This window comes from Vibrio wakamikoensis (assembly GCF_050337275.1).
Lineage (GTDB): Bacteria > Pseudomonadota > Gammaproteobacteria > Enterobacterales > Vibrionaceae > Vibrio > Vibrio chaetopteri.
This window is the reverse complement of the sequence record NZ_JAKJST010000018.1, coordinates 57,872-78,608: the sequence shown is the minus strand read 5'-3', so window position 1 is coordinate 78,608 and position 20,737 is coordinate 57,872. Positions and strand designations below refer to the sequence as shown.

General features: G+C 45.5%; 18 protein-coding genes. 6 read left to right on the top strand and 12 right to left on the bottom strand.

Translation table 11 applies throughout. The features are described 5' to 3' along the window. Positions 1 to 59: 59 nt before the first annotated feature. The 3 genes from L4C42_RS09780 to L4C42_RS09770 form a co-directional block, all read right to left on the bottom strand. Positions 60 to 785, bottom strand: coding sequence for a sulfite exporter TauE/SafE family protein (locus L4C42_RS09780; RefSeq protein WP_429760304.1), 726 nt, complete (start codon positions 783 to 785; stop codon positions 60 to 62). Positions 786 to 1,037: 252 nt separating this feature from the next. Further along, positions 1,038 to 1,178: a hypothetical protein gene (locus tag L4C42_RS09775; protein WP_353499920.1), complete on the bottom strand. Its 141-nt coding sequence runs from the start codon at positions 1,176 to 1,178 to the stop codon at positions 1,038 to 1,040. 307 nt (positions 1,179 to 1,485) lie between these two features. Then, positions 1,486 to 2,205: an SDR family oxidoreductase gene (locus L4C42_RS09770; RefSeq protein WP_353499919.1), complete on the bottom strand. Its 720-nt coding sequence runs from the start codon at positions 2,203 to 2,205 to the stop codon at positions 1,486 to 1,488. Between the two features lie 302 nt (positions 2,206 to 2,507). Between L4C42_RS09770 and L4C42_RS09765 the strand changes: the two genes are divergently transcribed. Then, on the top strand, positions 2,508 to 2,984 hold the full coding sequence (locus L4C42_RS09765) for a L,D-transpeptidase family protein (RefSeq protein ID WP_353500162.1): 477 nt from the start codon (positions 2,508 to 2,510) through the stop codon (positions 2,982 to 2,984). A 119-nt stretch (positions 2,985 to 3,103) separates the two neighbouring features. Here L4C42_RS09765 and L4C42_RS09760 read toward each other — a convergent pair whose 3' ends face one another. Then, the gene (locus tag L4C42_RS09760) at positions 3,104 to 4,234 is read right to left on the bottom strand and encodes an OmpP1/FadL family transporter (protein ID WP_429760301.1); all 1,131 of its coding nucleotides are present in this window, start codon (positions 4,232 to 4,234) and stop codon (positions 3,104 to 3,106) included. A gap of 709 nt (positions 4,235 to 4,943) precedes the next feature. On the opposite strand from L4C42_RS09760, the gene L4C42_RS09755 reads away from it, so the two are divergent. Then, the gene (locus L4C42_RS09755) at positions 4,944 to 6,725 is read left to right on the top strand and encodes an SgrR family transcriptional regulator (RefSeq protein ID WP_418642743.1); all 1,782 of its coding nucleotides are present in this window, start codon (positions 4,944 to 4,946) and stop codon (positions 6,723 to 6,725) included. On the opposite strand, the gene L4C42_RS09750 is transcribed toward L4C42_RS09755, so the two are convergent. Together L4C42_RS09750 and L4C42_RS09745 are read right to left on the bottom strand one after the other, a co-directional pair. Continuing rightward, positions 6,695 to 7,345 carry a hypothetical protein gene (locus tag L4C42_RS09750; RefSeq protein ID WP_353499916.1) on the bottom strand — a complete coding sequence of 217 codons (651 nt, stop codon included), beginning with the start codon at positions 7,343 to 7,345 and terminating at the stop codon, positions 6,695 to 6,697. The two genes, L4C42_RS09755 and L4C42_RS09750, sit on opposite strands and share 31 nt — an antisense overlap. 116 nt (positions 7,346 to 7,461) lie before the next feature. Then, positions 7,462 to 8,361, bottom strand: a complete 900-nt coding sequence (locus tag L4C42_RS09745) for a DMT family transporter (protein ID WP_418642744.1) — start codon at positions 8,359 to 8,361, stop codon at positions 7,462 to 7,464. Between the two features lie 144 nt (positions 8,362 to 8,505). Here L4C42_RS09745 and L4C42_RS09740 point away from each other — a divergent pair, with 144 nt between their 5' ends. Further along, positions 8,506 to 8,988, top strand: a complete 483-nt coding sequence (locus L4C42_RS09740) for a GNAT family N-acetyltransferase (protein WP_418642745.1) — start codon at positions 8,506 to 8,508, stop codon at positions 8,986 to 8,988. Positions 8,989 to 9,017: 29 nt separating this feature from the next. Here the strand turns inward: L4C42_RS09740 and L4C42_RS09735 are convergent, their stop codons facing one another. The 4 genes from L4C42_RS09735 to L4C42_RS09720 all read right to left on the bottom strand — a co-directional run bounded on the left by L4C42_RS09735 (position 9,018) and on the right by L4C42_RS09720 (position 13,782). Further along, positions 9,018 to 9,494, bottom strand: coding sequence for an SRPBCC domain-containing protein (locus L4C42_RS09735; RefSeq protein WP_418642746.1), 477 nt, complete (start codon positions 9,492 to 9,494; stop codon positions 9,018 to 9,020). Positions 9,495 to 9,562: 68 nt separating this feature from the next. Continuing rightward, a complete protein-coding gene (locus L4C42_RS09730) occupies positions 9,563 to 10,327 on the bottom strand; it encodes a hypothetical protein (protein WP_418642747.1) in 765 nt (254 codons plus the stop codon). Continuing rightward, positions 10,327 to 10,893 (bottom strand): hypothetical protein, encoded by a 567-nt coding sequence (locus L4C42_RS09725; protein WP_429760297.1) that lies wholly within the window; start codon positions 10,891 to 10,893, stop codon positions 10,327 to 10,329. The genes L4C42_RS09730 and L4C42_RS09725 overlap by 1 nt, the downstream gene beginning before the upstream one ends. A gap of 258 nt (positions 10,894 to 11,151) precedes the next feature. Next, positions 11,152 to 13,782 carry a PAAR domain-containing protein gene (locus L4C42_RS09720; protein WP_429760295.1) on the bottom strand — a complete coding sequence of 877 codons (2,631 nt, stop codon included), beginning with the start codon at positions 13,780 to 13,782 and terminating at the stop codon, positions 11,152 to 11,154. 262 nt (positions 13,783 to 14,044) lie between these two features. On the opposite strand from L4C42_RS09720, the gene L4C42_RS09715 reads away from it, so the two are divergent. Beyond that, the gene (locus L4C42_RS09715; RefSeq protein ID WP_418642750.1) at positions 14,045 to 15,109 is read left to right on the top strand and encodes an MBL fold metallo-hydrolase; all 1,065 of its coding nucleotides are present in this window, start codon (positions 14,045 to 14,047) and stop codon (positions 15,107 to 15,109) included. Between the two features lie 49 nt (positions 15,110 to 15,158). Here L4C42_RS09715 and L4C42_RS09710 read toward each other — a convergent pair whose 3' ends face one another. After that, a complete protein-coding gene (locus tag L4C42_RS09710) occupies positions 15,159 to 16,604 on the bottom strand; it encodes a sucrose-specific PTS transporter subunit IIBC (RefSeq protein ID WP_429760292.1) in 1,446 nt (481 codons plus the stop codon). Between the two features lie 310 nt (positions 16,605 to 16,914). Here L4C42_RS09710 and L4C42_RS09705 point away from each other — a divergent pair, with 310 nt between their 5' ends. Both L4C42_RS09705 and L4C42_RS09700 read left to right on the top strand, forming a co-directional pair. Further along, the gene (locus tag L4C42_RS09705) at positions 16,915 to 17,904 is read left to right on the top strand and encodes a LacI family DNA-binding transcriptional regulator (RefSeq protein ID WP_353499909.1); all 990 of its coding nucleotides are present in this window, start codon (positions 16,915 to 16,917) and stop codon (positions 17,902 to 17,904) included. 194 nt (positions 17,905 to 18,098) lie between these two features. Then, a complete protein-coding gene (locus tag L4C42_RS09700) occupies positions 18,099 to 19,736 on the top strand; it encodes a glycoside hydrolase family 32 protein (RefSeq protein ID WP_429760289.1) in 1,638 nt (545 codons plus the stop codon). 82 nt (positions 19,737 to 19,818) lie between these two features. Here the strand turns inward: L4C42_RS09700 and L4C42_RS09695 are convergent, their stop codons facing one another. Then, positions 19,819 to 20,469 carry an HAD family hydrolase gene (locus tag L4C42_RS09695; protein ID WP_353499907.1) on the bottom strand — a complete coding sequence of 217 codons (651 nt, stop codon included), beginning with the start codon at positions 20,467 to 20,469 and terminating at the stop codon, positions 19,819 to 19,821. Positions 20,470 to 20,737: the final 268 nt, after the last annotated feature.

Below are 20,737 nucleotides of genomic sequence, written 5' to 3'. Positions count from 1 at the left end.
TTCGCTCCTTTTTTGTGCTTGTTGATTTGACAGCAACGAGTAAAAGTGGATAGGTGAATCTAAAAGCTCTGCCAAATGGCGGTGATGCCACTTAATGAACATAGCACTAGTGCTGCAAGGCGAATCTTCTCTTTCGGCAACGAGTCTGTGGTGAGCTTAGCTAACTGGTAGCCAAGCCATGCTGCTGGGATAAGTGGAACCGTAATAAACAAATGGTGCGTGGTTAAAAAACCAATGGGTGCTTGCATCAGGAGTGAAATAAACGAGCTAAACACAAAAAATGCAGAGAGGTTGCCGCGCAGCTGATTGGCTTCTTGGTGTTGAAGCAACAATGCCATTGGTGGGCCACCAATGCCGCTGCTGGTACCAAAAAAGCCCGAGAAGAAACCAGCGATCCCCATTCTTACAGGAGTCGGCTCAATGCGAACAGGAAGCAGGCTGACGACAACCGCAAAGACAACCATTAACCCTAACCAAAGTGACAATACTTGCGTTGATACATAAAGCAGAAGCCCAGCGCCAGCAATAGAACCCGGGATACGCCCAATGATGGCCATTTTGAGCCCACCAATGGCAATGCTGCTGCGATGCTTCATTGCGTTGAGGATCGAAATAAAGAGCGCAACTAAACAGATCGGCGCAGGCACGTAGTCGGGAGATACTTGGAAGAGCAAAGGCGCGGCTACAATGGCCAGCCCAAAACCGATGGCGGTTTGCACGTAGGAGCCAACAAAAATGAGCAGCATGGCAATAAGCGATGTTTGGCTAAACCAATCAGCGAACATGGGTTGTCCCTTTTCAAACAACAATGCGAATAAGTGGCCATTGTACCTGCAACTTAGTCCAAGCGGCATAGTAAGGTGAAGATAAATCTTGCGTTGTGAGAAGGTTGTGTAACGAGGTCAGGCTCTGTAAATGCCACGAGCAACGGCCAAAGTTCAATTGATATAAAAATGGGAGCAAAAGCTCCCAAATATAATATAAAGCAACGAAAAGTTTAAATAGAGGTCTGTCGCGATATATTCCCTACAAACCGCTTATTCAGAGTTTTCCATCCCTGTGTAAAGTAGCTCTGCTGCTATCACACCAGTACTGAATGTGATACCCGCCATTAAGAGCACGATAGCGTACTTACTTGCAATGATGCATAAACCTAAGGTATTGATAATTCTATCCATTTCACTTCTCCTTCATTCAGGAATCGTTATTGACTAACGCTATTTTACGCCAGGGAAGAGAAGGGATTTGCGATATGACGCTACTAATAATAAAGCTTTTGCAACTATATGCTGAAAAATCAGACAGCGTCATAGAATTACAACTGATTACAAAATAAACGTTTTGCAATACTTATATTCAAAGTGTTTCGATTCATTTATTTGCTGCTTTTCAGACGTATTTTTTAAATTGGATTGGCTTTAATGGCTAAAAAATGGTCATAAAAAAGGCGATGCTACTGAGCATCGCCACCGTTAAAAAAAGCGCCTATGGCTGCTGACGAGTTGGCGCCAGAACGATTTCTCGAACACACACATTTTGAGGCTGCGCGTAAGCGAACTCAACGGCTCTCGCCACATCATCAGCCGCTAGTACGCCGCCCATGACCTCTTTCCACTCATCGTAGCCGTCTTTGATCTCTTGAGAAGTTGTATGTGACAGCAGCTCGGTCTCAACGGCACCTGGAGCGATAGTGACAACACGTACATCAGATTCAGCCACTTCTTCACGCACGTTTTCAGAGATAGCATGCACGGCAAATTTAGTACCGCAGTATGCAGCGTGATTACCAAAGGTTTTACGTCCAGCAATGGAGCTGATGTTGATGATAGTACCAGCATTGCGTGCTTTCATTGGTGCCAGCACCGCTTGCATACCATTTAGAAGGCCAATCACGTTGACGTCGAACATGGCTTTCCACTCAGATGCCTCTTGAGTGTCGATTTGGCCAAGTAGCATGACACCTGCGTTGTTGATTAACGCGTCAGCAGGGCCAAAAGCTTGTTCCGCTTTTTGAATCGCTGCTTCGAAAGTCGCTTTGTCAGTAATGTCGACTTTTTCACACAAAGTGTTTGGTAATTCTAGTGCTTCAAGTTTTTCGACGCGACGAGCAAGCAGTAATAGAGGATGGCCAGCGTCACTTAGACGACGAGCAATAGCTTCACCAATACCAGAGCTGGCACCTGTAATAACAACGAGCTTTTTCATGTGTTCACCTTAACGATTGTTTGGACTTCTCTGTGAAGTTGCTAAGTAGTTTAGTCAATTTATTATTGTTGATATATGGGGATTTAATAAAAACAGTGTTGTCATATGACAACAAAAACAAGATGAATCTATTCCTATAATGTATTCAGTCGCTTGCATCAAATAGCGTTCAGAGCTCAACCCATAACTAGGACTTTTCGTTGGAACCTAGAGTGGGAAGGGGTAGAATCGGCCTCCCAAGGCTTGATTTGCTTGGGGTATGAGAGGAAAGACTGATGTATAAGTGGTTATTAGTTTTGGTGATGGTCATCGCGTTGCCTACGCAAGCTCAAGGTTTTGTGCTTGAAAAACAGGCAGTGGTTGATCGCGTGGAAGTGAAAAAGTCTGTCAGGCGAATGTATTTGATGGACGGTGACGTTGTGGTTCGGGAGTATCGTATTGCTCTGGGTAAGAGTCCACGCGGCCATAAGATCCAAGAAGGGGACAACCGCACGCCAGAAGGAAAGTATTACTTAGACTTCGTGATGGATGATTCGGCCTTTTATCGCTCAATGCACATCAGCTATCCCAACCTCAGAGACAAGAATCGAGCGGAGAGTTTGGGGGTCAGCCCAGGTGGTAACATCAAGATCCACGGTTTAAAAAATGGCGATCGCCGAGCGGCACAGTTTATTCAGAGTTTTGATTGGACGAATGGCTGTATCGCCATCACTAATGAAGAGATGGATGAACTCGTTTCTTTGGTGAAAATAGGCACCCCTATCTACATTCGTTGGTAACGATGAACAACTCTGACTGCAAATTAGGTGCTCTGAGATAGCAGAGCACCATGTATCGTAAAGCACCAATTATTTCAAAACACTTGTAGCTTCAAAACACTCGTTCTACTAAATGGTAGTTAGTAGCGATAAGTCATGCCCAAGCTGATGCCATAGCCTTGATTGAGTACGTCAACTTGAAGATCGTTAGTCACCTTTACGTTCTTTCTCGCGTAGTGCTCACTGAAACCGCTTAAATCTAAGGTTAGATTGTCACTGAACGAATAAGCGGCACCTAGGCGATAACGTACATCTTCGCCACCAAATGAATCAATCGCTTCATCGATGCTTACGCCACCACGCAGTGCCAAATCACCAATTCTGTATTCCATCGACGTTGCATAACGTTTGCTATGACGAGATCCCTTGAGTAGTTGGATAGGATCGCTGTAATCGGCATAAGTCACACCTTGTCCATCCCAACGCGACAAGCTGAAGGTGTTATGCCAAGACCAGTTGTCAGTGATTGCGATGGTGCCGTAGACGCTGGTTATAGATGGCAGGTCAAACTGAATATTACTGTCCCCGAAATAGCTCGCTAGTCTATGTGTAGCAGCCAGTGTTAACCACGAGTTAGCTTGCCATGTTGCACTTAGCGCACCGCTCCAACCATTAGTATTCCCTTCTGTTGCTTCTAGGCTACATTTGCCCCAGAAATTGCAGTCATTGCGCTCAAGAAGGTAGTCAGCGTATTGATATTCGAGAGTAACACCGAGACTCACATCTCCCATTTTGTACGCTACGCTTGGTGCAAAAGAGACCACAATAGGTCGAACACGAGCTTGATCCAAGATACGCAGGTTAAGAGGAGGTGGAAGTTTAAATTCTGAAATCGAAATATCTGCTGCCGTACGGCTGTATGCGGCCAATCCGACATACCAATTTGATTCAAGAGGTATCACCAAGAAACCAGCCGGGATGGGGTTGGCCTTAGAGTAGGAGGATTTGGTTCCCAAAATGTCGTAATCGGTGTCCACTTGGTAACGAGTCACACTCGCTGTTACCGTAGTCGACTCTAACTGCGTCATACTCGATGGCGCTGTCGCCAAGATACTGGCGTCGACCGCGGATGCACCGTTTGCACTGGCTAGGGCACTGTTAGAGGTAGATGATTCCCAAAAATTAAGCCCTGTAGCGCTTGAAGTTGGCGTTAGCATTATCGTTGACAGGCCAACAGAGGCTGTTATTGCAACACGTTGTGTGAAAGACATTTTCGTAATGGTTGAGTAAAAAAGATGCATAGTCTAGCACGTGGTTTTTTTGCCTAAGGACAGATTTGTGTGAATAAAGATGTCAAAGCGTGTGCATGTGGAGCCGGTGAACCAGTAATGGCAATATCGAACAACGTGAATATTAGCTAACTGTTTGATCGCTATAAAGCTCGTTGAGCTCACAGTTTTTTGTCATGAGTGGTAGCAAGAGATCTTCGAATCGTTTACCCGCTTGCCAAGGTGTCAGACTTTTCTTGTCTGAGCTGTTTTGTGGGAATGGCTGCTTTGTGCGAATAGTTGTTTTGCGGAGACGATAGCTGGGGAAATAGAAATGTTTAATTGGGGGGGAGCATAAACATGCTTCCCCAGCTATCGCAATTCGGTTTATTTCAGGAACTGACAAGTTTTAGCTAGTTGAACTAGCGCTTCAGTTTGCCAACGTGGACGATGCTTTTGGTTGGCAATCTGGTTTAGGTAATAGGTTGTCAATGGATGGGCTGACTTTGCGTGGCTATTGGATTTCATTTGCGGGCTCCGGCTGTGCTTGTCTTTGAACATGTACGTAGTATGAGTCTTTATAGGGAAGCGAAAAACAGAGCGATTAGATCTGAATTGGTGCCTTAATTTGGGCTATATAGCGAACTCATAGCTAAATCCTCCGCTTGGAGCTAAAATAAGGAACGCTACTTTTCGCTGGGAGTGCCTATTATTGGAATCTATTAATCTCTACCGCTATTATCAGCGCCTGTTAGGTTTGGAGTTGGGTAAAGAGCACGCGGTGACTCTAGGACAGGTGTCGGAGATGCTGTTCGCCAGTCCGCGGCATACAAGATCCATTCTCAAAATGATGACTGAAAAGCGCTGGATATCATGGCTTCCAAGAGTGGGGCGCAATCAACGCTCAACTCTAATTCGTGCGTTAAGCGATGACGAGGTCAAACGAGATGTGGCATCGGGCTGGGTGAAGTCGAGCCAATACGACAAGGCGTTAGAGTTTCTTCAACATGACCAAGTTGCCTTTGGGCAACTGTTGCAACAAAATGCCGGTGCTCAGGTCTCCGAAGGCAAAGTGCGAGTACAGTTGACCTACAATCGTTCTTTTACGGAGTTGTCACCACGGCGCCCACAACGCAACAGTGAGCGATTTTTGATTCGTCAGGTACACGCTGGGTTAGTGACGTTAAATGAGCAAGGAGACGTTGTCGCAGATATTGCTCATCATTGGGAGGCAGAACAAAACTTTCACGTTTGGCGATTCTACCTTCGCCCGTCGGTTTACTTCCACAATGGCGGCCGCGTGGATGCCAAAGCAGTGTCGGAAAGCTTGGCTTATGCACAATCGTTACCTTACTTTCGAAATGAGTTAGATCATGTGGTGAGTATCGAAGCGGTGGCAGAAAATACTCTTGAGGTAACGCTGACGCGGCAAGACAAAGGGTTTGCTGCATTACTTACTGATCTCAAATACTCCATTGAGCCGAGAGAGTCATTGAGTTCGGCATCGAGTTCAACAACCAAACCTGTGATTGGGTGCGGTGTATTTTCGCTGGCGGAACATACTTTGGAGAAGATGGAACTTACCGCCAATGACCGCTACCACGGCTTGCGCGCGTTGACCGATCAGGTATCAATATGGTCGCTTAAGAAGGATTTGTTTTCGGAAGAGTCCACCAGTTGCAATCATTCAGTCACCGACAGTGTAGGTCATGAAGCGACTCCCGTGATTTCACATCCAGAGCTCGACTATTTAGCGGACGAAGGTAAAAGTGAGGGGAGAACGGATTCGAAAGCTCGTATCGAACACGGATGTATGTTCATGATTTTTAATCAGCGGAACACCAACCTGAATCATGACCAACGCCGCTGGCTGAGCCAGGCGCTTAGTGGAGAACAAATTTGGAAGCAATTGCAACGGGACGACCAAAAGTTTGGCGCCCAAAATGCGACCAACTTTTTCCCTTTTTGGCAGCCGATTAAACGTCTTAGCTCTAATACCGTAATGCTACCCGATACGCTGAATATTGCTTTCTATCATCACCCAGGGATCACTCGCGGTGCTAAGGCGATGAAACGCCTTATACAACAGCAAGGGGTAGAGGTAATCCTGCATGATTATAGCTTTGATGAGTTTATTGATAAGTCATTCAACCAAGGGTTTGAAGAAGAGTTAGTGCTCAGCAGTCTCAACCTTGATGATAACTATCAGGTTTCGGCGCTCTTGTTCTTTTTGAGTGATCCTGTTCTTCATGCAACGATTGGTGACGAACTGAGTACTTGGCTTATTAAAGAGATCAACCAGATCCGTGCTAATAGTGAGGCCAAAGATTATCTCACTGAACTAGAGCCGTTTGGTTCTATGTTGATTCATGAAGGGGTGATAAGCCCAATGTTCCACCATAGGCAGACATTGAGCTTTGAAGGTGTGATAAAAGGCGTTGAGATCACCTCTTGGGGTTGGCCTCAACTAAGGGATGTTTGGTCAGCAGGTTGAGTGTGAATAGACTCAGTCTCATGCAGGTGCTGGGTGATGATTTTTTGGTTTTCGGTGGTCGTTTCAAGCGATTCAGCGGTTTTGTGAATCGCCGTCGCCATTTTGGAAACGTTGCGAGTTGCGTGCAAAATGGTGCCTTGCATTGGACGTAGCAATAGCCAGTATGCCGCTACCAATGCCAATACAATTGACAGCACCAACAGTGCTAACAGTAGCAGTACGTTAAAGCGAACATCATAAGCAAACTTTTTCGTGCTGTTGGCAATAGAGTTCTGAGATTGCTCAAGCGCTCCTGGTAAGGCTGCTAGAGACGACTTAGACATCTCCGTAAGTTCATTAATGTTATCTATGGTATCGACCAACACTTGGCGCTGTTCTTCGTTCAAGCTTTCATTTTGTGATAGTAAGGTTAGTGATGTTGCTAAGTTATCGATGGCAACACTAGAGCGATTGATTGACTGCTCGATGCCGTCGAGATCCAGCATCATGTTTATGTTTACCAAAGGCTGTTCAGTTTCGTCATCAGAAGGCTGAGCAGTAGCTATCGTGTCATCGCTGGCAGCGAATGTGGTTGTGATCGAAAGTAAGGTGGCGAGGGTGAGTAAAAATAGAGTTCTCATTGGCATCTCAATAGGCAGTTTGGACTAAGTTATCTTGGCTATAAGTTAGTGCAGATTGCGCTCAGATACCAATTAAGGTTTTGTATCTTATCTAGATTTCTATTTGGCAATCACAGCTATTTATCGATTTTCACAGACGAGCGCGACTTCGCCCATGTCGCAACGGCGATTCCGGTCAGAATCAATACGGTCGCCAGCAACGACAGGTGAGACGGCGTTTCTGCCAGCAATCCCCACCCAAGAAACATAGCGATTGCTGGCACGCTTAGTTGCATCAATGACGCTTGCAGTACGTCGATAGTTGGCAGAAGGCGGTACCAAAGATAATAGCCAAGCCCAGAAGCGATGACGCCAGAAAGCAGGGCATATAAGATGCCGGACGCAGTGAATGTACTTGGTAAAGCGAACAGTACCTGGCTTAGAATCGCAAAAGCGAAAACCATTACACTGGCGACGATGAAACCTTGCTTCGTTGCTATAACCGGTGAATTAACCTGCTTTCCTAGTAACGTAAAGCCACTCCAACAGAGCCCAGAGGCCACCATTAGACTTGCTCCCAACCAAGATGGCTGAGCTGCCCCCGGTAGTAGCAGCAAGATAAATCCGCCAACAGCGACGAACATGCCGACCATCTCGAGTGGGGTGAGGGTATGTCCAGTAAGACGATGATGGATGACAAGTGCAAACTGTACGGTACCGAATAAAATTAGGGCTCCAGTGCCAGTATCTAGCGTAATATAAGCCAAAGAAAACAGCAGTGCATAACCAAACAAAGTCGCACCGAGTACAATGGACTGTTTCAGTGGAATGGACACGTTTGGTGTTTTAGCTTTGGTTCCCTGCCTGCGGGCAATCAAGGTACTGAGGACAATAAGTGTTGCGGCTCCGCTGATAAGACGAATTGAGGTAAAACTCACCGGGTCGATAGCACTACTGCCAAGCGCTAGGCGACACAGTAGCGAGTTGAATGCAAACGCCGTCATGGCGGCAAAGGAGAGTGTAACGGTGCTATTCATGGTTAAAAACTCATGGTCAAAGCCTATCAAAATCAGTAGTAAATCCTAACCCGATGCCAACATTAGCTAAACAGAGAATTGTTCATAAGATATATTACTCAGAAGAGCGTCGTCGCTCCCCTCTTAATCACAATGGAAAATGCAATGGATGTACAAGTAGTAAAAGTGGCCGCAGAGCATGATGAAGCGCTTTGTGACGTGATTAAAACAGTTGGTGCAGAATATGGAGCGATTGGTGATGGTTTTGGTCCTTCGGATCCTGAAGTGTTGGCGATGAGTGAACACTACCATGAAGGAGAGGGAAGCCTCTACTTGGTCGCCTTATTGGATGGCGAAGTGGTTGGTGGCGGTGGTATTGCTCCGTTTGGTGAGCACGCTGGGGTTTGTGAGCTGAAGAAGCTATTTTTGCTGCCGACAAGTCGCGGGCATGGATTGGGGAAAAAGCTAACAGAGCAATGTTTGGCATTTGCCAAACAGCAGGGCTATCAAAGCTGCTACCTTGATACGCTGAGCTCAATGACGGCCGCTATCAAGCTTTATGAGCTTGCAGGCTTTGAGCACCTTTCGAAACCTTATCCGGGCACGCTACATAATGGCTGTGATGTTTGGATGCTGAAAACGTTATAAACATTAAACTCAGTTTGTACAATGTCCAATTAGCTTTTCTTTTGAGCCGCCAGTGTTTCTAACCAATGCTGGTGGTAGGCGTCGACTTGCTTTTTAACAAACAGGCCGGTTAGCCAGCGAAGTCCGCCTCGCTGTGTCGATTCTGTGATAATGTGGCACCCTTGGGTGCAAGGTGTAATCAACCAAGCGTGGTACATATCGACTCCACCTGTCTTGCCTCGCCATGCAATACGCTCAAACGGTTCATACTCAACTACCGTACATTCAAAATGCATGGTTTTAGTCACCCAGTTAAATACCGTCCCTTTGTGCAGCTCGCTACTGTCACCTTTAACAATTTGCACTTGTGTCCTACGATGCTGCCAGTTCGGCCAACAAGGCGCGCGAACTATCCAATTCCAGACTTGTTCACAGTCCGTAGGCACAATCTTCTCGTTTCTTACATGCACCGGCGCATTTTTGGGGTGGAAGTACTCGGGCCATTGTATTTGCTTTAACTCTTTCATAATCATCTCGCATGGCGTAGCGGGGATGTTTTAACTATATACGCGCTTTGCGAAGTAAGCTTAGTTTCTCATTGTCGAGGATTTGTAGGGAAGTCGAAGATAGGTCTAAGCTCATCGAGGTTTTCGACTTCTTTGGCTTCCTCAATTGAAGCAACGGTTTTGAGTGCTGAGATAAAAAGGTATAGCTTATTGGGTTCAATAAAAAAGTAGTACGGTGACATATGATCGTAGTACACGGACTGTCGCGTCTCAGTCGGGAAGTGAGGATGGATCGACATGTACCAAGATTTGCGATGGTATTTGAATGAGACAACTTCATGGAAATGGAAAGAACTATACACGGTTTGTCTTTTAAACTGAGTAAACTTAGGTGCCATTAGAGCGAACGCCGCTCCACCTGCAAAAGCCAATGGGCCAATAGCGAAAAAGGCGATGATACATGCTATCCAAGCTGCTTTGCGGGTGGCGGAGTAGAATATCTCATGTGCGTTATCCGTAGTGCTAACCCGCACTCCGTATTTCGTGAGTTCAAAGTCATAGGTTTGAGGTTTGAACATCGTAAAATAAGGAACTAGAGAGATTAGCGACCACAATATGGTAGAAAATAGTACGAACCCTAGCGATGCATCATTAACAAACATATATACACCCAAAGAAATAGATAAGCACAGGTAAAATCCGACGATGAGATAATCACTGGTTACGCGGTTTGGGATAACGGTCCATGTAAAAATTGATTCGGCTTCGTTTAGTACATTCTGTCTCGCATTGTCACTTTGGTTACTAGCTTTGGATCGTTTTAGGTCTTTGTTTTTGAAGTCTGATTTGTACATTATGCACTCGCTAACGTGATGCCTTGGAGTTGAGTAGAGTTATTTTCGCTGGAAACGATAGTGACTTTATTTTGACTGTTTGCTGTGATGATGAACTCTGGTAAAGAACTCCCTTCATAGCCGACACGAAGTTTTACTTTGTTGAGCTTAGTGCTGATCCAACACCTGACCGATTGATATCCCTTAATGTTGACTATTTCACTGTGAGATAAGATAGCAGCGTTACTATCACAGAGTTCAACAAATGGAGCTTGACCTAGTTTGGTGAAAGAAATGTCGATAATGTAACTTTCTGGCTTTATTGGAATTTCGCCTATATAGCTGGAATCTTCAATGTATGGGGCATACTGTATATTGTGTATTTTTGCTATTGGCTGGAAGATCAAGCAGTAATAATCATTGAGCTCTCTTATTTCAGGCCAGTTTTTTGAGTGCGTTCCCCAGGTTGATTCACGTATCCATTTTTCAAGCGGCGTTTTCTCAAGCAGGTAAAGTAAAATCGATAGAACTAGAAAGACTAGACTTCCCCAAAAGAGCGTTGATGTAGCCCATATTGGAAGTGTCATGGAATAAGGAAGTTTCCGTACAAACGCGTTTATAAAATATGTCGTCCATGCTACTGATTGAGCTAAGATAGCTCCCACTCTAGCAGATAATAATGATCTGACTACAAGGTCATCCTCTTCACTTAGTATACGTTTTATATCTCTATAGGATTCCCATATGACGGCCGCTATCCCTGCGACGCACCCTACAGCAATGCCTTTTGCCAGTATGCTGGTTACTCTTCTAGTTGCTTTTGTATGACCACTTCTAACCGCGTCTTAGAGGCTAGATTCTAATAGATTGGCGCTTTTGTTGCGACCTAACCAATATTTGGCTGCACTCTCCGTAGTTGCCCCAATAGCATGCAGAGTCCACAAAAAACTGATACTCAGATCTTCCCATGCTTTTCTATATTGTTTCGATTCCTCCGGCAGTGATCGAAGAGTATCCATAGATGTTTGTAGATTGAGCAAGTTTATTAGAACAATAGTGGAATTAAGTAATCCTCCAACAGATTGAGCACCATGAGCAGCTTTTTCCTTAAAATTACTATAAGAAGCACTCACATACTGCTCAACTTGCCTACTCACCTCAGCCCTAAACTGAGTACTTCGGTCGTTGTTAACTATGGTGATGAAGTCAGTGTTTTGTAGTGTCTTAGCAAATCGCTTTTGTAGATTTAGCAGCACTAGGGCGCGTTGTTGATAGCGCTTTCGGCTCATGATTTTTTCATCGTATAGACGTTTTTTGTGCTCGATAATGTCGCGTAGCTGTTGGCGTGCTGTTTGTGAGGCTTGAATATAGTCGCGGTTGATTTTGAGGGTAAAGCGATTAACGGTTGCACCCCAAAGAGACATAAGTAGCAGCCGTTTGGACTGGGAACCGGTACTGGGTGTCAATGGGAAAAGGGCGAGCAAAATCCTATCAAAAGCACCTGAGGTCGAATCTACAACGGAGGAGGTAATTGCCTGCATGACTTTTTTAGAATGCTCGTCGAGAATACTTAACCAGTGTTGTTCTCTGACATCGGGCTGTTCAACCCAAGCGCTGAAGTTGTTGGTAACGCCTAGAAGATCCGAGAACCGAGACATACCAGCAAAATCAGCATCGTGATTGAAATCTCGCGCTATGGCTTGAGCAAGAGCTTTACTGCCTCCATAAGGGGCGTAGGCGAGTATAGTACGTTCACTCAACAAACTATTGACACTAGATTGGCTTTTTTCTCTATGCTCTGCTCCTGTTTTTAAAGTTGTGACCACAAGATCCATAAGGTCGAGATACTGATCGACACCTTGTTTAGTTTGGTTGTCGATCCCCAAAGAAATAGGATCGTCGTCGAGATCTCGAATTAGTGCGCATAGAAGGTCAATACTGAGCCCCAACAGCGCATCGACTCGATCGAGTTGTTGGTCTAACTGGGTAGAGAAGGCGTCGAGCCTTGACCAGTCAACGTATTTGTAGAGTGATTTCTTTTTCGCCCATTGCGCGTGGATATCACCGCTCGGCCGATACCCCCATACGTTTAAAAGTTTCTCTCGAGCTTTTGTTGAGTGTTGACTGCCATGTCTCATGGTGTTGGCGAGGTTAGTGTTTTTTACCTGCTTAGCCATCGTTTCCACATCGAGTGCCACGAGATACTGATGTAGATCTTGTTCAAACTGGACATAGTTCTCTTGAGTTACCTTCGATGGCCAGTGTTTTTGGTCTATTTGGACGCGAGCAAGGTTGCGCACTATCCCAGCCATCAATAGCTTGTGATGTGTCTCTTCATCTCCTTCAGTGATCATCAAATAATCTCGAACATGGTGGAGAATAGGATAAGTAAGGTCTTGAAGATCAGAATAAGGGTCATCAAGTGCAACGACTAGCTTGTCTGGGGTTGTTGCATTGGTTAGCCACTGTGCTGAGTCGAAGGCTGGTTTTACATGATTTAGTGGGTGCTCAGATTGTCCCGAAGCGGACGCCGAGCTGTGAGCGAATTGATGTTCTACATGATTATCCGCGAGTGAGTCTAAACTTTCTGCATTGCTGGTGTGCTTTTGAGGGGTTTGCTGACAGCGGATCCGACGCATAAAACGATTTCTAAGATACGCCTGCTCACTAAGCGTGTTTTTGATTCGCGGTGTCCATTGAAACAGAGAGAACGCGAGACTCAGTGTCGTGCCTTCAGGATATTGGATGCCACCGTTACTTATGACTGCTCCATCTATCTGATGCTCTTTGAGTTCTTTCGTGGTTTCGTTAAATACATATACCCAACCATCTCGGAGCTGGCGGGTGATTTTTGGTAGTACTTTATTAAGCTTATGCTGTGCGTAAGGTGCAGGCGGTGGATTGGCTAAGAACTCGGTGTCGTAAGCATAACGAATAGGGATAATTGAAATAGGTAGAGCGGCTTCTTCAGGCTCGTTCTGCGAGTGAGTTGCCGTGTTTATTTGATCCTGTGCGCTATCAGATTGCGATGCGCTGCTTTCAGCCTTAGAAGCTTCGCCACTGTTTTGCGATGAACCGCTTTGTGATGAAGGGGTTGATGACGACTTGGACTTAGATTCACTCTGTTTAGATTCAGATGTCTTAGCTTTACTACCAGAACTTGATGAAGCTGCAGGCGATTTCCCAGCATTGCCGATGAAGACATTTCCGCTGCCAGCGACAATCTGCCCGCCATGCGCGGTTCCATCTCCTATACGTGCTGCAGGTTTACCATCAATAAATACTGAAGAAGATCCTTCTTTAATCGTATCTGGTGGACCAACGCAAATCAGTTTGTCACCTTTACGGGCGGCAGGCATACCATTGACAGTGATGCTAGAAGAGCCAGCAGCGACGGGGCCACCGATGTGAGGTACTTTACTGGTTGTTTCAGGACACTGATGATTGTCGCCAATACGTGCGGCTGGCTTTCCCATTTCGAACTCTAACGTAGACTAAATATCGAGCGATGCTAGCATGGTGTAGGTAGTCATATAAGTTAGGTTGCATAAACTGCAAAGTGCCTCTTAGGGACTAGTACTTTTGATTCATTTACTGCAAAGACTGAGGTTAGTTTTGTGGCATCAAATGTGTCAGTATCTTCATGTTATCGACACATAGCTTTCGTCAAACTGGCATTGAAGTGTCACTTTGAGCCGCAACACTGGATGGGCACAATGACTCAATAGGAAGCTCACTATGCCAGCGTCTCTATCAAGGAATGTTAAGACTCGACTATTGCCCCTTTTCTCGGACACCAAGCTCAATAACACTACACCCCAACGCTTTACCAACTCAGAAGTCCTTTATAACCCAACGTTCAAAGATACGATTACCACACTACGCTCCTATCTTAATCTCGATAAAATCCTTAGTTTTCAAGCGCCCGCTATCCCGATTGAAACCATGTGTTCTCAGACGATAAAAGCTGAAACCCGCGATTGTGTTTACCGGTTAGGGCACTCCTCGGTACTAATGAAAGTCGATAGCCTCACCCTATTGACTGACCCGGTATTGGGTAATCGAGCCTCTCCTCTAGAGTGGGCTGGCCCAAAGCGCTATCACGACTTACCGATTACCATCAGTGAGCTGCCATTCATTGATGTGTGTTTAATAAGCCATGATCACTACGACCACTTGGATAAGCAAACCATTAAGCAGCTTCACAATAAGGTAGGGGTGTTTTTGGTGCCGAAATGTGTGGCGAGTCATTTGATAGAGTGGGGAGTCGCAGATGACAAGATCGTAGAGTTCGATTGGTGGCAGTCAATGGTGGTGAGTGGAGTTCGCTTTGCGTTTGCGCCAACACAGCATTTCTCGGGTCGATCGCTTAAACAGCGCGACAGTTCGTTGTGGGGAAGTTGGGTTATCTTGGGGAATGAGTCGAGGATTTACTTTAGTGGAGACTCGGGCTATTTCGGCGGGTTCAAACAGATTGGAGAGCGTTATGGTCCTTTTGACCTGACGCTTATGGAAACCGGAGCCTACGATGAGAACTGGGCTGACATCCATATGTTTCCTGAACAAAGTGTTCAGGCTCACTTGGATGTACAGGGCAGAGTGATGCTGCCAATCCATAATACGACGTTTGACCTTTCTTATCATGTTTGGAATGACCCACTACTTAGAGCAGAGCAAGAAGCCAGACGCTTAGGAGTCGATTTCCTATGTCCAAAGATTGGCCAAAAGGTGTTACTTCGTGAACTAAAAGTAAGTGGGCAAGAGCGCTGGTGGGATGAAAATGAAAAGGCTCACACTGTGTGAGCCTTTGGGTAGGTAGGGGGGCTATCTTTACAGGGTAAATTGGTGACGACTAAGCCGATGCCTCGGTTTGATTGCTAGCGGTTTGCTTGCTGCGCATCCCTAGAACAATCGTTAGACCAAACGCGATAGCAAATGAAATGGCCATACCTGCGACGTAGTAGCCGATATTCTCTGGTCGAATCGAGATGATGCCTGGTAGACCGGCCGCGCCTAGTGCTTGTGCTTTCACATTAAACATAGTGATGAAAGCACTTGAGATGGCTGCACCGATGATAGCTGCGATGAACGGGTAGCGAAGTTTTAGGTTAACACCAAACATTGCCGGCTCTGTGATACCTAGTAAAGCAGTCACACCAGAAGGCATTGCAATCCCTTTAAGCTTGATATCTTTCGTGGTTAGGCCGACCGCAAGTGCTGCACCGCCTTGTGCAATGTTAGACATTGCTGCAATTGGGAAGATGAACGTTCCGCCTGTAATCGCAATGTCAGTCAGAAGCTGAGTCTCGATAGCAATAAAGCTGTGGTGCATACCGGTAATAACAAACGGTGCGTAGATAAATCCAAATAGTGCGCCACCAACAAAACCTGCTGAGTCGTATAGCCAGTTAAGGCCATCACCAAGTAAGAAGCCAATATCACGAGTGAATGGACCGACAACCGTAAAGGTTAGGAAACCTGTGATAAAGATAGCGAGCATTGGTGTTAGCAGGTTATCCAAAACAGATGGGATAAACTTGCGCAGGCCATTTTCTACTTTAGCAAGAATGAACGCCGATACCAGTACAGGTAACACAGAGCCTTGGTAACCGACTTTTTGGATTTCAAAGCCTAAGATGTTCCAAGTTGGGATCGTACCTGATACTGCTGCGCCACCAAAGCCCCAGCCGTTCAATAGATCAGGGTGAACCATCAACATACCAAGGGCTGCGCCAAGGAAAGGGTTACCGCCAAATTTCTTCGAAGCTGAGAATGCGAGCAGAACAGGTAAGTAAACAAATGGTGCGTTCGCAAAGGTGTTAATCATGCTGGCCAGATCGGCAAGAGCTGGATTCGCATCAATCAGCGATTGTCCTTCGATAAACAGGCCTGGTGCGGTCAGCAAGTTGAAGATACCCATCAATAGACCACCGGCAACAATAGCAGGGATGATAGGTACAAAAATGTCTGATAAGCCTTTTACTGCACGTTGCAGCCAGTTTTGCTTTTGAGCACCCGCGGAGGCTACGTCTTTGGTTGACATTTCGGACATGCCAGTCAGTTTAGCGAGTTCAGCGTAAACTTGGTTAACGATCCCAGAGCCGAAAATGATCTGATACTGACCAGCGACTTTGAATTGTCCTTTCACGCCTTCTAGATCGTCGATTGCTTTTTCTTGGATCAGCGATTCATCTTTTACAGCGAGGCGTAAGCGAGTAGCGCAATGTGCCAAGGCAGAGAGGTTGTCCTTTCCCCCAAGCAGCGCGAGTAGTTGTTTGGCTATGACTGGATAGTTCATAACGAGCTCCGGTTACATTTTGTGCGTTATTATCTAATGTTGTTCTCAATAAAGTGTGTTGAATTCATTTTTGGGAACGTTTGCAAGATCGAATCATAAGCATGTTCGAATAAGTGTCAAAAGATAAAGTGCCACAATGTGATTGCGATCATCTCTTGTCATATAAGGCTCGATAAGAGTGTGCGCTCTGTAAGAATTTCGGTCGAAATGGGGTAATAAGCAAGTTGTTGATTGGTAGCTAAGCTTATTCAAACCTCGTTTTTCATGGTATTCTTTGCAAACATTCCCATAAATATCGGACATTTACCCCATGGCAAGCTTACATGATGTCGCCAAACTCGCTGGCGTTTCCAAATCTACTGTATCTCGAGTTGTGAATAACGAGTATGGGGTAAAGCAAGCAACGAAGGATAAGGTTCAGAAGGCCATTGATGAACTGGGGTATCAAACAAACCTAGTGGCGAAAGAGCTTAAGTCACAAAAGACCAACCTTATTGGTGTGATTGTGCCAAGGGTTGCGTCAAGCGCCACCTCACAAGGGGTCGACGGGTTAAGTCGTGTGTTTGACAATGCAGGTAAACAGGTATTGCTTGCCAGTACGCAGCAATCTTTTCAAAAAGAAATTGAGTTCATTCGCCTATTTAACCAAAAGCGCGTCGAGGGCATTATTCTGTATGCAACACACTTAGACGAAGAATTGGTTGAGGTGATTTTGCAATCCGCTGCACCTGTGGTGCTGGTGGGGCAGGATGGCTCACTGTTTAACATTCCAAGCATCGTTCATGATGATTTTAGAGTAGGATTTGAAGCTGGGAATCGTTTATTATCAAATGGTTGTAGAAATATTGGCTTTATTGGGGTGGCTAGTTCAGATATTGCGGTAGACAAACTTCGTTATCAAGGTCTTGAGCAGGCGCTGCAATTTAAGCGCAAAGGTGAGCCACTATTTCATAGCCGCGGCGAATTTACGATTGAGTCGGGCTACCTGCAAGCGAAACAGCTATTGGCAGAGCATGCTAATTTGGATGGCTTGTTTTGTGCAACCGACCGAATTGCGATTGGTGCGGTAAAGGCGATTCAAGAACTCGGTTTGACTGCGGGATTGGATATCAAAGTACTAGGAGTAGGTAATGATGAGCTTGGCTCTGTGTCGTCACCAAGTATTTCTACGTTTAACTATCCTTTTGATAAAGCAGGTGAAAGTGCCGCGAAGCTACTGATGGATTTGCTTAGTGGCGAGCCAGCGAGCATGAGTAAGATTGTCCTTACCTTCCAAACTATCGACCGCGAAACCTGCTAGTTTCGCCTCTTCACCAACCGTTCTAATCGCCTCTAAGTTCTGAGATTCGACTTAATACTAGGCGGAGGCGAGACGTGTTTCAGGTCACAAAACGAGTCACTCATCTTGAATGCGCTTGTATCAGTCCTGTTTTATAACTAATATTGCAAACGTTCCCAAAAAAAGAATTCTCAGTATTAAGGTGATAAGCCAACATGTTCTCAGTTAGCGATCTTGTAACAATGCTAGGTGGTCAAGCCAATATCACGCGTGTGTTATACCCCAACAAACAGTTGGTTATTGAAGTTGATGACCTATCACTCATTCATGACTCTTTGCCATCCTATAGCGTAGAGGAGGTGCTAGGTAAGCCGCAACTTACTTTCTCCATGCCTGAACATTTTGATGAGATGCGCTTACTTGAGTTAGGTGCTGTGATTGCGGAGCAACAAAAACGACTCGCTATTGACGCAAGTCAGCCTGCTGCCTGTGAACATCGTCCTACTTGGCACGTTTCACCTCCTAGAGGATTGTTGAATGACCCGAACGGCTTTATCTATCATCAAGGACAATATCACCTTTTCTACCAGTGGTATCCGCATGGCTGTGTTCACAAAGATAAATACTGGGCGCACCTGACGAGCCGTGACTTAGTCAATTGGGACTGGCAACCACTGGCACTAACACCGTCTGATTGGTTTGATAGTCATGGGGTATTTTCGGGGCATGCACTGAGCCAGGGTGAACAATTGATGTTGTTCTATACAGGCAACACCCGAATTGGTAACCAACGAGACCGTCATACCACCCAGTGCTTGGCAGTCTCTGATGACGGTATCCATTTTAAAAAATTGGGTCCAGTGATTCCTGATCTACCTGAAGGTGTCACACCACACATTCGCGATCCAAAAATTGTTCGACATGGCGATCATTGGCTGATGTTACTCGGCGCACAAACCACAGATCTAAAAGGTCGATTAGCCGTTTATCGTTCGCAGGATCTCCTTAAATGGGAGTTCGTTGCCTTGTGCGGTGATGAGATGGGGGACTTTGGCTACATGTGGGAGTGCCCAGATTTATTTGAGCTTGGCGGTGAGTATTTTGCTGTTGTTGGACCGCAGGGTATTGAATCGGAGAGTGCTCTTCATACCATTCCCCATCACAATGGCTATGCGAAAGCTCAGTTAGATGCAGAAGATAAAATGACCTTGTCGGAATTTGGAAATCTCGACAGAGGTTTTGATTTTTACGCGCCTCAAACCCTATTAACCGCTGATGGCCGACGCATCCTTTCTGGCTGGATGGGACTGCCGGATGAAATCGATCATCCTTCCACAGATAATGGTTGGGTGCATCAATTGACCGCACTACGTGAACTTAGCAGTAAAGCTGGACGCTTGATCCAAATGCCAATTGCAGAGATTGAGGGTTTGTATCAAGACAAACAGCGTTTCACCCTTGATAACGAGCGCTATCAGCAACTCAACAACAAAGCGTTTGATATGAGTGTTGAGTTAGATTGGGGGAGTGAGTTGCGACTGCACGCTAAAGATGAGCAGTTTGTTTCGATTCGATTAGATGAAGCAACTCGCACATTGCTGTTAGATAGAACTCATACCTTGATCCGCGAAGGTGACACAAAGCGAGAAGTGACTTTAACGAGTGATAAAGTGTCATTGCGCATTTTATCTGATGAGTCTTCGCTTGAGATCTTCGTAAATGGTGGTGAGCAAGTGCTGACAAGTCGAGTGTTTACCGATAAAGATGCAGCCGCTATTGAGCTTGTTGATGGCTTAGCGAACTTTGAGGTTTTCCCTCTCAACGCGGCAAGTGCGCCATTCGTAGTGAGCTAGTTATTGCCACACTCTATTAAAAAGCCCTGAACTGTCGATGATAGTTCAGGGCTTTGTTGTTTATGGCATTACTTCAGCGATATTACTTCTGCGATATAAGTAGTGCAGTTACTTGGTCGAGCGAATCAAAGATATAGTCAGCACTTTCCACTACGTCTTGGTGCGGAGGCACAATGTCGGGAATCATCGCGGCGTAGCATCCTGCAGCTTTACCAGAACGCATCCCATTGTTTGAATCCTCAAGTACTAAGCAATCTTTAGCCGACAGTCCAAGTTTTTCATGGGCCATAACGTAGCAGTCTGGCTCAGGTTTGCCGTTGGCAACATCTTCCGCTGTGATAACAAGGTCGAACTGGTTTAGGTAGTCGGTATTACCGAAGTTTAATTTGGTTTCGGGTAAGGCAGATGAAGTAACCAGTGCGATAGTCAGTTGTAGAGATTTCGCTTCGGCAAATAGTGTGTGGAATCCCTCTTTAAACGCAATTCCGGCTTTGCGAGCTTCGTGGTAATGCGCATCTCGGATTGTTCTGTATTCAGCGAGGTCAAAGCCCTCCCCAAAATGCTCAGCGAGCATTCTTTCACAGTCTGGGTCTTGAACCCCAATTAATCGCTGATAAAACTCGTCGGTTAAATCAAACCCCATCGTTTCGGCGGCATACTGCCAGCTAATTTTGTATACAGCTTCTGTATCAAAGATAAGCCCATCCATATCGAACAGTAGTGCTTTGAACATTGCTATGCTCCTTTTTATTTCACGTTATTTTATCCGCAATACTTTGTCAGAAGTTCTCTGAAATTGGAATGTCATTTCTGTAATTTTATTACAGAATGGGGGTTTGTTGGTTGGGTTTTGTTCTTTGTGTAGTCTTGAATTGCTCGTATGAATGGGTGTTGGAGTAGTGATTTGCTATTAGTGTGATTTATATCACTAACTATTTATGGGTGTCTTGTGTAAATGGTGATGAAGATCACTATTGAATAATAACTATTACCATTAAAGT